Below are 13,497 nucleotides of genomic sequence, written 5' to 3'. Positions count from 1 at the left end.
GGGGTCCATACGGACAGTCTAACAAACCGTCCATGCGGTTTATAGGTGGGGGTGGCACCCGGCGGGTGCCGCATCACTGCCAGCTGCGCGGGGCGCTGTAGTCAGGCCTCTTCCACCAGCGCGAGCCATTGAGGGGGCGCCCGCGCCCCTGCCCCGGCCCGGCGTCCTCGCGGCACCGGGAGAGCAGCACGACGGTGAGTGCGGCCAGTTCCTCGTCACTGGCCTGCCCGCGCTCGAGGCGCAGCACGGCCTGACCACTGTCCGGATTGCCCATTTTTTGCCTCCTTTGCTGTGCGGTCACGGTCGGGCACCCCTCTCAAGGACGGCTCTCGGCTCGCTGGAAGGCGCACACAAGAAGAACTCCGTATCCCGGAGGGGATACGGAGTTCTCTGGATCAGCTGGGGCGCGGCCGGGTCAGCCCGGGGCTCCGTGCAGCTGCACGGGCAGGGATGCGTAGCCGTTCATCATGAACGTCTTCATGGGTTCGAGCTCTTCCTCGGGCACCCCCAGCGTCATGTCCGGGAACCTGTCGAAGAGCCCGGCCAGGGCGGTGGTCGTCTCCAGCCGGGCCAGCGGGACTCCCATGCAGTAGTGGGCGCCGTGCCCGAAGCCGATGGTGTCGCGGCGCCCGGTGCGCAGGACGTCGAACACCGCGGTGTCCGGCCCGTGGTAGTCGGGGTCGAGACCGGCGGCGAAGTTGACCAGGATCGGGTCCCCCTTCTTGATCAGGGCGCCGTCCAGCTCGATGTCCTGCACGGCGAACCGCATGGGCGAGAAGGCTCCCGGGCTGTGCATCCGCATCGTCTCGGCGATCACGTCGTCCCAGTCGGCGCGTCCCTGGCGTACGTGGGCCAGCTGCTCGGGGTGGCGCAGGAGCTGGCCGATCGCGTTGGTGATCAGGGTGCAGGTGGTGTCCTGCCCGCCGGCCAGCAGGAGATTCAAGGTGCCCAGCAGCTCCTGTTCGGACAGTCCCTCGCCCTTGTCTCTGACCTCGAGCAGTCCGGAGGTGAGGTCGTCCCCGGGCTCGATGCGCTTGAGCGCCACCAGTTCGCCCAGCAGCCCGAAGACCAGCCCCTGTGCGGCGGCCATCTCCTGGCCCGTCGCCGAGCTGTTGAAGACGGTGTGCATCGCACCGGCGAGGCTGTCCCTGAGGTGCGCGGGCACCCCGAACAGCTCGCTGATCACCCGCATGGGCAGCAGCGCGGCGAACGAGGCCCGCAGATCGGGCCGTGCCGTGCGCGGCAGAGCGGCCAGCTCGTCCAGAAGGTCCCCGGTGAGCCTTTCGACCCAGGGCTGCAGCTCCTTGGTGCGCCGCGCCGTGAAGGCCGCCGCGACCAGCCGGCGCAGCCTTGCGTGCTCATCGCCGTAGGAGAACAGCATGTTCTCGTTGGACACCCACGGGTAGAGCGGCCAGTCCTGCGTGATGCGCCCCTCGATGAAGGCCGGCCAGTGCTGCCGGGCGCTCTTGGAGACGCGCGGGTCCACCAGCAGCTGCTTGATGTCCGCCTGGCGGGTGATGGCCCAGGCGATGACCCCGCCGGGCAGCTCCACCTCAACTGCTCCCCCCTGTGCCCGCAGCATCGCCGCCTCACCGGCGTGATCCCGCCCCAGAACATCCAGGGTGTACGGGCATGCAGTTGCTTTCATCAATGCACTCCGTTCGTTTCGTTGGTCGTGACGTTCTGACGCTTCGACACACACGCACACCAGGAGGGCACAGCCCGCCCCCGGCGGACCACGACGGGAGAACCCGCTCAGACCGGCTCGGACCGGCTCGGACCGGCTCACAGACTCAGGCCGGCCCGGCCTGGGAGGCCAGCGCCTTCTCCTGGGCGTTCATCGCTTCCTCGTACACCTCTTGGCCCCGCTCCGGCCTGAAGTCCAGCTGTACGAGCACCCCCGGCACCGCGACGGACGTCATCAGGTACTGCTGGAGCTCTGACACCCGCGCCGGCATGTCCGCATGCCCGGTCATGATCTTCGACATGATCTGGACGCCGGTGAAGCAGCTGGCGAACAGCCGCGCGGCGGCGGCCACATCGATGTGCGGAAGCAGTTCCCCGCCCGCCTTGGCCTTGCCCAGTACAGCCTGGTTGACATCGAGCCAGGCCTGGATCGGCACCTGCCGGTTCAGGCCGTCGCGCACCCCCTGCTCGACGGTGAGGCGGACACTGCCCCGCACCAGGGAGTCCCCGCGGCTGAGCAGGTAGGCCATCACCAGGGCCGAGTCCAGCCCCTCCTGCAAGGTCAGCTCCCGCCGGGGGATCGGGGGCACCGAACCGACCTGGGCGCTCAGCACCGCCTGTGCGAGCTCGTCCTTGGACGTGAAGTGAAAGTAGAGCGCGCCCTTGGTCACGCCGGACCGCTTGAGGATCTCGGAGATGGTCGCGGCCTCGTACCCGACCTCGTCGAACACAGCGGATGCTGCCATGAGGATCGCCTGCCGTGTCCTGATGGCCCGCTCTTGCTGCGCCACAACATCCTCCTACCAGTCCAGCGCCGGCGGATCAACGGAACACGGAAAAAGAAACCGGCACGTACGTATCTTAGTGCGTTCCGCCTTTCTGGACTAGAGCATTCCGCTGCCATGTCGCACTCCGGCGGCACTCCGGCTGAACACGGCCGCCCTCCGCGGCCCACCGGGAGGGGCCGTGGAGGGAAGAATAAAACCTGGCGACCGGTTTTCCAATGGCTTCGGCAGAATCCGTTGGGACGGCCGAGTTCCGTTTGTCCGGGCGCATTGGTAACCGGAATTCCCATTTCCATCTTTGACACCACAATGAAGGTCAAGCGTCAGTAAAGAGTCTTGTAAAAAACCGGTAGGTCAGTATCTTATTGGCGACCTCGACCCATTCATTCGAAGCTGAGGCAGTGATATGACCTTGCTGACGATGCAGAAGATCGCGCTCCCCGCCGCAGACGGCACCCAGGACAGACCCGCGGTGGCCGATGCGCCCGCAGGCCCCGGCCTGCTGCACCTCATCCCCGAGCAGGCCTCGCCCCCCAACGGCGCGGGCCCCGCGACGGCGCCCGTGGTCACCGGGCTGATGCACCAGCTGTTCGACCCGGTCGACCGGGCCCGAATACACGGGCGGTGGCGCGACCTCATCGCCCGCGAGGAATTCCGTCACGCCCCGGGCCTGACCAGCGCCGAGCGCACCGAACTCTCCTACCGCCGCCTGCGCCTGGTGAACGACACGGTCGTCTGCGCCGAGCAGCTGGCACGCGACCCGCGCCAGCTGGCCAGTCTGCACGAGTGGACCGCGGCCTCGGACGGAGCGCTGTGCGCGCTGGCGAGCATCCACTACAACCTGTTCCTGGGCAGCCTGTACGACCACGACGAGCGCGAGGGTCTGTCCCCCTACACCTCCATGCAGCGCACAGGAACGTTTCTGTGCTCGGAGCTCGAGCACGGCAACGACGCCCCCGCCCTGCAGACCACCGCCGAGTTCGACCGCGCCACCGGGGGCTTCGTCCTGAACACCCCCGGCCCCGGCGCGCAGAAGTTCATGCCCAACACCAGCTCCACCGGCGGCCCCAAGAGCGCCGTGGTCGCCGCGCGGCTCCTGATCGACGGTGAGGACCACGGGGTCTTTCTGTTCCTGGCACAGCTGAGCAACGAGGCGGGAGCGCTGCCCGGGATACGCGTGCGCCGGCTTCCCGACCGGATCGGCAACCCGGTCGATCACTGCCTCACCTCCTTCGACCACGTCCGGCTGCCCCGCGAGGCCCTGCTGGAGGCCGACCACGGGCGGCTGAACGAGCAGGGGGTGCTCACCAGCAGCATGGGCAACCGCCGCAAACGGTTCCTGCAGTCGATCGCACGCGTCACCACGGGCAAGCTGTGCATGAGCGCCGCCAGCGTCGGCGCCTCCCGGGCGGCCCTGAGCATCGCCGTGCGCTACGCACACCACCGCCACATCAGCGGCCCCAAGAGTGGTGAGCGGGTGCCGCTGACCGCGCACCGCAGCCACTACGGCAGGCTGCTCAAGAGCCTGGCCACCGCCTACGCCATGACCTTCCTGCACCGCAGCGTGACCGACCGGTGGGCCGCGCACACGAGCGAGAACCGGGTGGAGACAGAGCGGCTGGTGGCCATCGCCAAGGCCTGGATCACCTGGCAGGGCCGCACCATCATGATCGAATGCCGTGAACGGTGCGGAGCCCAGGGGCTCTTCCCCCTCAACGGCCTGGCCGACCTGCAACTGGACGCCGAGGGTTCGGTCACCGCCGAGGGCGACAACCTCCCCCTGTGGATCAAGGCAGCCGCCGAGATGGTCTTCGGCCACCCCGCCCAGCGCCTGAACGCCCGCCCGGCGTCCCCGCAGGACCAGGACCTGACCGATCTTGTCTTCCTGCGCGACCTGCTCGCCGAAGTCGAGGCCCTGTGGCAGACCCGAGCGCGCACCGCACTGCGCCAGGGACGCCGGGGCGATCCGCTCGGCCGCTGGAACGCCGCCTCCTCCTCGGGCCTGGAAATGGTCTCGGCCCACGCCCGCCTGCAGGCCGCCGACGCGTTCATCGCCGCCGCCGGCCGCAGCGCCGAGCCCGCCGCCCGCACGCTGCTCCACGACCTGTGCCGGCTGTTCCTGCTCCAGGAGATCAGCCACCACACCGGAGACCTGCTGGCCGCCGGCCACCTGTCCAGCGCCCACATACAAACCTGGCCCTCGGCGATCGACACACTGACCCACGCCCTGGCCGAGCACCTGAGCCCCCTGGTCGAGGCCTTCGACCTGCCCCAGGAGTACCTGGCCGCCATCCCCATCGCCAACAGCTCCTACGCCATGAGGGTCAGCGACTTCCTGGAGACCTCACCCAACTGACACCCCCGGGCCGCCTCACCCCCGCCCGGTGCGCTGCAGGCCCCGGCGCGTCTCATGGGCCCAGGCCCCCAGCGGCAGAAGCAAAAACGGCTCCTCACCGGCCAGCAGCCCCTGAACGACCGACGCATGCCCGCTCGGCTTCACCACCAGGACGGCCCCGGCCCGATGGACATACAGCCCGGCCCGCCGGTCCACCGCCTCGATGTCCAGACGGGACTGCTCGATCGCCCCCGACTCCCACCGCCGCAGGCGCCGGGGCACATTGCGCGCGCAGCTGGTACCGGGCCAGCTGAACCTGCGCAGCGCATCGAACGTACGCAACGGCAAGGCATCACTGGCCCCCAGGACACAGGGATCAAGCACCCCCCTGTCACGCGCCGCATAGGCAGTCTTCGCGCTGACCCCGGCAAGCTGCGCGACTTTCAGCAGGCTGAAGGGCTTGGTCCGTATCACCTGACTCATCCCGCAGCACTCTCCCTCTCCTTGAGCCCGGGCCCGAGCCTACGGCTCAAGACCGGCTCCCAGGAGCCGAGAACACCGCAGTCCACCGCCGAAACAGTGCCTGCGCACTGCACTTCAAGCACACGTCGAGCACACATCGAGCACGCGTCGAGTGAGTGTCGAGTGAGTGTGCACAGCGCCACGAGCACCACGGCCAGCAGCCCCTGCCCCCTCAGGTGACGGGACAGGGGCCGCTGGCCGGTGACGGCAGCGGGGCCGCTTGTTGATGACGGCAGCGGGGGGCGCTGGCCGGTGACGGCAGCGGGGCCGCTGGACGGTGACGGCAGCGGGGGCGGGGCCGCGAAGGGCTGATCGCGGCAGGGCCTGGGCGCGCCCTGCGACAGGGCCGCCCAAGGCCGCGGGCCCCTGCGGGCATCCTCACGGATCCGGCCGTGCCCGACGGGTTTCTCGATTCCCGATTCCCGGTACTTGTTGGGTCCCTGCCCCCACCTTGGCGGCAGGCCGGTCGTGAGGCGACGGCGGGCAAGAAGCTGCCGGCCGCGGCCTTGGGAGAGGCCCACGCCCGGGCACCCGATATCCCCCCTCTGGCCGGCCGCGTACGGGCCAAAGAGCCCGCCCCCGCAGGCCAGGCCGGGCAGCACGCCACGTCCTTGCCGTGGCATGTGCCGGGCAGCGGGAAGGCACACGGCACGGGCACGAGCGATCCGCCCCAGTGGTGCCAGCGGGGGCCTTGAGGAAAATTGAGCAACTGCTGCTCAGGCACCGCGTGTTGGAGGCTCCGGCACGGCGCTTCTGTCCCGCGGCAACGGCTGGGGCATCACCCGATGGCGCCCGGTCTCCTGCGAGCCTCTACAAGGCCGCCTCTCTCCCATGGCACCCGGACATGTCCACTGGCGACAAGCGAGTGTTCCAACTCCTATCAAGAGACCTACAGGCTGTCCAAGTTCTTGGACTCGTGAGGTCACCACCAGGGCAAGCGTTAATCCTCCGGGTTTTGGCCACGTGTCACGCAAGGCCCCCGTGGCGGGCCTCAGGGCGCTGACCGCCGGGATAGTCGCCTGGCTCATCGCTGAGAGCCGGCCCAGGGACAAGTCAGCATAAGACGAGCACCCCGCGGACAGTGCCCGAACCTCAACAAGGTCCGGGCACTTCACAGTGAGGACGGCAGGGGCTCATGCCGCTTCAGGCAACGTTCAAGCGGCATGAGGGTGCGGGCCAAAGTTGCAGGTCGGCGCAGTCGTGCCGCTCGGCCGCACGCTGGGCGCATGCGGCCGACGCGGCTCGCGCGAAGGACGGATTACCGGACGTCGCGCTCTGCGGGCTGATCTGGAACAGGGCGCGGGGCCCGTCCCCCGGACAGCCGGCACTCGCCCAGAAGAACTCCTCGGTTTCCTCACCGCTGCCGGCCGGCTTCGCGTTCAGTCTGCTGTGCAGGCTGTCATTGCGCTCGCGCAGGGCGTAAGGGCCGAACGAGGCTTCCAGACGATAGCCGTCATCGGTGCCCTCGTCGTCCAACACGCACACCGCAAAGGGCGCGAACTGGTCTGCGGGAGTCTGGCGTGACTGTGCCGATCCGCTTGCCGCGCACCCAGCGCAGCCCAGCGCAAGCGCCATCGGCCTCCTGCGGAGTTGAGGAGTCTGACACTGGGCCGGCGACCTGCACGCGGGCGCCCGGCTTCCTCTCGCAGCCCCAGCGATCAGCGGCGTTGACGGCGGTCGCGGCGACCAGCTCGGCCACCCGGCAGCTCACGCTCTTGCCGGGCTCCTCCTCGGTGAGCTGCGCGGCGGCAGTGATCGCCCTGTCCTGGTTGGTGCACGGAAGAACGACCGCGGTGTTCACGCCGTCGGTGAAGCCCCGCCAGCCCCCGCCCATCGGTGTGGCAAGTGCCTCTGCGCGCAGCCGCGGGAGGTAGAACTTCAGGTCGATGGGGGCGCTGTCAGGGATGCGTGCGGCGGTGACGACGATGTCCATGCTTGCAACCCAGCAGAAGTCGTACCCCTGCCTGGGCGTGCCCTCTCCAACATCGTGGGGCAGTCCTGTGGCCGGGCCGGACGGGAGGCCCGTGAGGGCCACAGTCTCCTCGTACGGCAGCACGCCGCCGCAGTACGACTCGAGCCTGTCTTCGCAGCGCCAGCGTTTCCCGGTGCCGCTCAGGCGATACCAGCCGTAGCCGCCGAGCAGCGCCAGCACCACCGCCAGAGCGCCGACCCATGCCCAACGACGCATTCCCCGCACCCTCTCCCCCGTGACCGACCAGTCGCCGCACCCCACTCCCCGTCTGCCATGCACCCGTCCGCAGGAACCTTGACCGCAGCAGACACCCCAGCCGTTCCCGCGGGAAGCACCGTTCCGGAGCCCTCCCACACGCGGTACCCGAGCAGCAGTTACCCAATTTCCCTCAAGGCCCCTGCCAGCGCCCCCCGCGCACCCCGCCGCTGACCGGCAAGAGCGTCACAGGCAGCGAGGAAATCCCTTCGATCGCCGGTCTTTCCACCCTGCCGATCCCCTCCAGCGGTGCACGCGCACGGGGCTGGAATCCGACACCGGCCGTCGCACACTGCCCCATTGCGCGGGAGCCATGGTGAAAACCGGTCGGATGCGCGAGCCGCGGGCTGCTGCGGGCCCGCCGCGGGCCGCCCTCCGGCAGACAGCCAAGCAGCCAAGCAGCGACGGCAGGGGGGTGAGGCCCTCGCACCGCCTCCAGCTGACGGGGTGATGGCCGCCGGCCGCTCCACCGGGGGCGGCAGCGGCAGCCTCCTGCCCGGCTCCCGGCGCCTGCATCTCAGTGGAAGAGGGGGGCGGCGCCCCGCAACGGCCACCGCACTTCATGCCGGCACCTCGCGCGTGCACCGGCGGCGCCTCGTACGCGAGCGGCGCTGCGCACCTTGAGCCTTCCTCGATCGGGCTACGACCCGCGCCTCACACCCTGAGCCGCAAGCTCCGACCAGCAGGGAGGACTGGTGTGTCCAGCGAACAAGAGCACACGCCCGTAGTGGAGCGCCACCACGGCATGAGCCCCCACCCCCGGGCGAGCGACCAGATCAGCCAGATCAGCGCCACCCCTCGGGCCCTGGCCGGCCACCAGCAGCGGCCCGGCGGGGAGCACCTGCCCGTGCGGGAGCATCTGCCCGCCTGGGGCGGCGGCCTGCCGGTCCTTGACGTCGTCATTCCCGTCTACAACGAGGAGGCGGACCTGGAAAGCTGTGTGCGGCGGCTGCACGCCCACCTGGCCCGCACCTTCCCCTACGGGCCATCCGGGTTCCGCATCACCGTCGCCGACAACGCGAGCAGCGACCGCACACCCCAGATCGCCGCCCAACTCGCGGCCGAGCTGGACCAGGTACGGGTCCACCGCCTGGAGCAAAAGGGGCGCGGGCGGGCGCTGCGCGCCGTGTGGTCGGGCTCCGAAGCCCCGGTCCTGGCCTACATGGACGTGGATCTGTCCACGGACCTCAACGCGCTGCTTCCGCTGGTCGCGCCGCTCATCTCCGGGCACTCGGACCTGGCGATCGGCTCGCGGCTCTCACGCGGTGCACGGGTGGTGCGCGGCACCAAGCGGGAATTCATCTCACGGACCTACAACCTGATCCTGCGCGGCTCGCTGGCCGCCCGGTTCTCCGACGCGCAGTGCGGGTTCAAGGCGATCAGGCGCGATGTCGCAAAGCGGCTGCTGCCGATGGTCGAGGACACCGGATGGTTCTTCGACACCGAACTGCTCGTACTCGCCGAACGGGCCGGACTGCGCATCCACGAGGTGCCGGTGGACTGGGTCGATGACCCCCACTCCACCGTGCACATCCTGCGCACCGCCACCGACGACCTCAAGGGCGTGTGGCGGGTGGGGCGGGCCCTGGCGGCCGGCGCCCTGTCACTGGACCGGCTCGCACGGCCCTTCGGCGACGACCCGCGCGATCGCCAACTGCCCGGAGTACCCAGAGGGCTGGCGCGACAACTGCTCGGATTTTGTGTGGTGGGAGCACTGTCCACCTGCTTCTACCTGCTGCTGTACTCGCTCTCCCGGCTCGGGCTGGGCGCCCAGCTCGCCAACGCCGCCGCCCTGTTCGTCTCCGCACTGGCCAATACCGCCGCCAACCGGCGCTGGACCTTCCAGGTCCGCGGCCGCCAGCGGGCCGTGCGCCACCAGGCCCAGGGGCTCGTGGTGTTCGCCATCGGCCTCCTGCTGACCAGCGGTTCCCTCGCCGCGCTCAACACGGCCGTCCATGAACCCGGACACGGCAGCGAACTCACCGTGCTGATCGCCGCCAACCTCGCGGCCACCGTACTGCGCTTCCTGCTGCTGCGGATCTGGGTCTTCCCCGACCACCGCACCACCCACCAGGACCACACCCCCCACCACACCCACCCCCACAGCCACAGCCACGGCCACGTCCACGGCCACGTCCACGTAAAGCGCCGCCACGACTTGGGAGCAGCCCAGTGACCGCCACCGCACCTTCACCCGTGCCCGCGCCGGCATCCGCGCCCCCTTCCCCGCCCGCCGCCCCCGACGCCCGCTGGGTGCGCCCGGCGCTGATCGGGCTCCTTGCCGCCGTGGCACTGGCCTACCTGTGGAACCTGAGCGCCTCCCATTACGCCAACCCCTTCTACTCCGCGGCCGCGCAGGCGGGCAGCGAAAACTGGAAGGCCTTCCTCTTCGGCTCATCCGACGCCGCCAACGCCATCACCGTGGACAAACCGCCGGCCGCGCTGTGGCCGATGGCCCTGTCCGTACGCCTCTTCGGCCTGGGCACCCTGCAGATCCTGCTGCCCCAGGTACTGATGGCCGTGGCCACCGCCGCAGTGCTCTACGCCGCGGTACGCCGGCGGTTCACCGCACCGGCCGGCCTCATCGCCATCGCAGTGTTCGCCACCGCCCCCGTCGCCGCGCTGATGTTCCGCTTCAACAACCCCGACGCGCCACTGGCTTTGCTGATGACCCTCACCGTGTACTGCGTGCTGCGCGCGATGGAAGAGGCCCGCACCAAATGGCTCCTCCTGGCGGGCGCCGCCGTCGGCCTGGCCTTCCTCACCAAATCACTGCAGGCATTCCTGATCCTGCCGCCCCTGGCACTCCTGTACGCCGTATGCGCACCGACCCCCCTCCCACGCCGGCTGGGCCAACTGGTCCTGGCCGCACTCACGGTGCTCGTCTGCGGCGGCTGGTGGGTGGCGCTGGTAGAACTGTGGCCCGCCGCCACCCGCCCCTACATCGGAGGCTCCCACCACAACTCCTTTATGGAACTGACCTTCGGCTACAACGGCCTGGGCCGCCTGAACGGCGACGACGCCGGCAACGCCGGAGGAACCTGGAGCTCAGGCACCACCGGCATCAGCCGACTCCTCAGCACATCCAACGGCGGACAGATCACCTGGCTCCTGCCCGCCGCACTGATCCTGCTGACCGCCGCACTCCTGGCAACCCGCCGAGCCGCACGCACCGACACCACACGCGCCGCGTATGTGGCCTGGGGCAGCGCCCTGGTGACGACCGCAGCCACCTTCAGCTTCATGCAAGGCATGTTCCACGCCTACTACACCGTCGCCCTGGCCCCCTACATCGCCGCACTCATCGGCATGGGCACCACCACCCTGTGGCAACACCGCAACCAGAAATCCGCCACCACCACACTGGCCCTCACACTCGCCCTCACCGCAATCTGGTCACACACCCTGCTCACCCGCACCAGCGGATACCTGCCCTGGCTCCGCTGGACCATACTCGCCACCGGCCTGACAGCCGCACTCGCCCTACCCCTCGCAAAACAACTCACACAACGCAACAGACAAAGCACCGGACACCAGCCCGGACAACAACCGGGACAACGGACCGAACAACAGCTGGAGCAACAGAACGGACAACGGAACGGGCAACAGCCGGGGCAACCGACCGGGCAACGGCTGGGGCATCAACTGGCCCTGGGCGCCGCCGCCCTGGGACTCGCGGCCTCACTCGCAGGACCCCTCGCCTACACCGTGACAACCCTGCGCGACAGCCACACCGGATCAATCGTCGCCGCCGGCCCCCCCACACCCGACGCCACGAGCCCCGCAGACACAGGCGAACCAGACACCGCGAGCAGCCCCGCAGACACAGGCGAGGCAGGCGGCACGAGCGGACCGGGCGCCCAAAGCGGGCCCGCAGGCACGGGCGAGGCGGGCGACAGGAACGCACCGGGCAGCGCCGAAAGCGACCCCCTGGGCACAGGCGCCGCCATACCGGCCGGCGACCCCGACGATACCGGCGGCACACCACAGCCACCCGGCAAAGCGGACACCCCCCAGCCAGACAGCCAAACCCAAACCCAAGCCCCCAGCAGCGGCGACATCGACGCCCTCCTCAACGGCATCACCGTCAGCGACAACGTCAAAGCCACACTCCTGACCAACGCCGACGACTACACCTGGCCCGCCGCCACCATCGGCGCCCAAATCGCCGCCAGCTACCAACTCTCCACCCAACGCCCCATCATGGCGATCGGCGGCTTCGTCGGCACCGACCCCTCCCCCACCCTCACCCAATTCCAACAACACGTCACCGAAAACAAAATCCACTACCTCATCGCAGACAGCCAAGGAGCCGCACCCCACGGCACCAGCACCCACATATGGAAATGGGTCACCACCCACTTCCAAAAAACCACCATCGACGGCACCACCCTCTACGACCTCACACAACCCACCACAACCCGACACCGACACCAACAGCCATAAAACAGCACAAGCGATAACGCAGTACACGCACCGGCCACCAACCCCAGCCACACAACCCACCACACGCGAACCGAACCCCGGCCCGCCTGTCGCCCGTACCGACGGACCACCCACCACCCCCGACGGCGGGCGGACGGCAGACGGCCCGCGGCGGGCGCCCGCACCCGTCAGCTGGGCCGCGATCCGGGACGTGGTGCTCTTCGGAAAACCAGCCCGAGCCGCGAGCGTGCGGAGGGGCAGGCCCTCCCCGGCCTCCGCGAAGGCGCCCAGGACCCTAAAGGCAGGCCCGCTTCAGGATCGGTTCGCCGCGGGGCGGCCGTCCCGAGTGAGGGATGGCTTGCACGTAAAAGCCGGTCGGCATCTCAGTTTGTCCATGTCTCTGACCGTGCTGTTCTGGCTGATCAGCGTATGCACCGCGGTCGGCTCCGACCCCTATTGGACGCAGTTCATGCTGTGACGTATTGCGGGCAACGATGAAGGTCCCGCAATGATCGGCTGGTGCGCCCGGACTCAAGGGCGCGGAGCCAGGGCAGCATGATGTCCTCGTGATGAACAGTGCAGACCTGCATCCTGCCCGGATAGCGGGTTACGACGGTGGTCCCCTCACGTACCAGGTCGGGCTCTTGGACGAGCCGCTTTTCTGGCTGGGGCACCTCTACTCGTGTGTCCAGAGCGAGGAGGCCGAGGAACTGCTGCTCGGCGCGGACTATGACGCGGCCGGCGACTTCCAGCGGCAGCTCTGGGAGCGGGCAGAGTGGCCGGCATTCACGGTTCCGCTCGCTGCTGACCACCGTCTTCACGTGGTCTACCGGACTGTCGCGGACGACACCGGAACCGATTACCTCCTCCAACACCCCGGCTGGGGCCAGGCCGAGGTCCTCGCCCGGGATGACGGGCATTTCATGGGTCCGGGCCTGTCATGGCCTGAACTCGTGGCAGCTGCGGACAATATGCTGCCCGGCGGCAGCACCACCGATCCCCACTCCCGTCTGTTGCTCCTGCTGCCTGCGTTCGGCGACGATGCAGTACCCGACGACGCTGTTGGCCGCCTGGCGGGTGCGCTACGCGCCCGCACGAGCGTGGAAGACCCCGAGACCCTCGCCTCTGCTCTCCTGGACGATCAAGGGGTCCCCGGCCCCGCGCGCTGGACGGTAGCCGGGCACGGATTCTCCGTGAACGATGGCGAGTACTCCTTCCGCAACCCCACCAACCTCTTCGCCTTGTCAGCCGATCGCTTGGCTCAGGTGGCCACCGCGCTGGCACCTTGACCCAGGGGTCATGACGAGTTGTTCAAGCTCTGTGGCACTGCAGACGGTGACGGGTATGTCGGTGTTCGGCCGCATCTCCTGGAAGGGCGCGCTGGCTGTGTGGAAGGGTTCCATGATCACCACCACCGGCCCCCGTATGGGACGTTCTGCGGGGATGTGTCTGAAACTCGGATCGCTGCCGGTGATCAACTCTGCGGTTGTTTCCAACTGTTGGTAGGCGTGCTTGAT

General features: G+C 69.0%; 10 protein-coding genes. 4 read left to right on the top strand and 6 right to left on the bottom strand.

Features of this window, described 5'->3' with window-relative positions:
* Nucleotides 1-73 precede the first annotated feature (73 nt).
* The 3 genes from AB0I94_RS32685 to AB0I94_RS32675 form a co-directional block, all read right to left on the bottom strand.
* Nucleotides 74-274: an acyl-CoA carboxylase subunit epsilon gene (locus tag AB0I94_RS32685; RefSeq protein ID WP_363313325.1), complete on the bottom strand. Its 201-nt coding sequence runs from the start codon at nucleotides 272-274 to the stop codon at nucleotides 74-76.
* Nucleotides 275-415: 141 nt separating this feature from the next.
* Nucleotides 416-1,648 (bottom strand): cytochrome P450, encoded by a 1,233-nt coding sequence (locus tag AB0I94_RS32680; protein WP_363313324.1) that lies wholly within the window; start codon nucleotides 1,646-1,648, stop codon nucleotides 416-418.
* A 145-nt stretch (nucleotides 1,649-1,793) separates the two neighbouring features.
* Nucleotides 1,794-2,477, bottom strand: a complete 684-nt coding sequence (locus AB0I94_RS32675) for a ScbR family autoregulator-binding transcription factor (protein ID WP_363313323.1) — start codon at nucleotides 2,475-2,477, stop codon at nucleotides 1,794-1,796.
* 400 nt (nucleotides 2,478-2,877) lie between these two features.
* Between AB0I94_RS32675 and AB0I94_RS32670 the strand changes: the two genes are divergently transcribed.
* Nucleotides 2,878-4,827 carry an acyl-CoA dehydrogenase gene (locus AB0I94_RS32670; protein ID WP_363313322.1) on the top strand — a complete coding sequence of 650 codons (1,950 nt, stop codon included), beginning with the start codon at nucleotides 2,878-2,880 and terminating at the stop codon, nucleotides 4,825-4,827.
* 15 nt (nucleotides 4,828-4,842) lie between these two features.
* Here AB0I94_RS32670 and AB0I94_RS32665 read toward each other — a convergent pair whose 3' ends face one another.
* The 3 genes from AB0I94_RS32665 to AB0I94_RS32655 form a co-directional block, all read right to left on the bottom strand.
* Entirely contained in the window at nucleotides 4,843-5,289 is a 447-nt protein-coding gene (locus AB0I94_RS32665) for a hypothetical protein (protein ID WP_363313321.1), read from the bottom strand.
* 1,182 nt (nucleotides 5,290-6,471) lie between these two features.
* Nucleotides 6,472-6,804, bottom strand: a complete 333-nt coding sequence (locus AB0I94_RS32660) for a hypothetical protein (protein WP_363313320.1) — start codon at nucleotides 6,802-6,804, stop codon at nucleotides 6,472-6,474.
* Entirely contained in the window at nucleotides 6,782-7,516 is a 735-nt protein-coding gene (locus AB0I94_RS32655; protein ID WP_363313319.1) for a hypothetical protein, read from the bottom strand. Before AB0I94_RS32655 ends, AB0I94_RS32660 begins: the two co-directional genes overlap by 23 nt.
* Nucleotides 7,517-8,252: 736 nt before the next feature.
* Between AB0I94_RS32655 and AB0I94_RS32650 the strand changes: the two genes are divergently transcribed.
* From AB0I94_RS32650 to AB0I94_RS32640, 3 genes are all read left to right on the top strand, one after another.
* Nucleotides 8,253-9,731: a bifunctional glycosyltransferase family 2/GtrA family protein gene (locus AB0I94_RS32650; protein WP_363313318.1), complete on the top strand. Its 1,479-nt coding sequence runs from the start codon at nucleotides 8,253-8,255 to the stop codon at nucleotides 9,729-9,731.
* A gap of 20 nt (nucleotides 9,732-9,751) precedes the next feature.
* The gene (locus AB0I94_RS32645) at nucleotides 9,752-12,001 is read left to right on the top strand and encodes a glycosyltransferase family 39 protein (protein ID WP_363313368.1); all 2,250 of its coding nucleotides are present in this window, start codon (nucleotides 9,752-9,754) and stop codon (nucleotides 11,999-12,001) included.
* Nucleotides 12,002-12,549: 548 nt separating this feature from the next.
* A complete protein-coding gene (locus AB0I94_RS32640; protein WP_363313367.1) occupies nucleotides 12,550-13,269 on the top strand; it encodes a hypothetical protein in 720 nt (239 codons plus the stop codon).
* Nucleotides 13,270-13,497 lie beyond the last annotated feature (228 nt).

Origin of the sequence: Streptomyces sp. NPDC050147, assembly GCF_040660195.1 — a bacterium.
Lineage (GTDB): Bacteria > Actinomycetota > Actinomycetes > Streptomycetales > Streptomycetaceae > Streptomyces.
The sequence above is the reverse complement of the archived record's forward strand: the minus strand, read 5'-3'. Positions and strand labels throughout refer to the sequence as shown.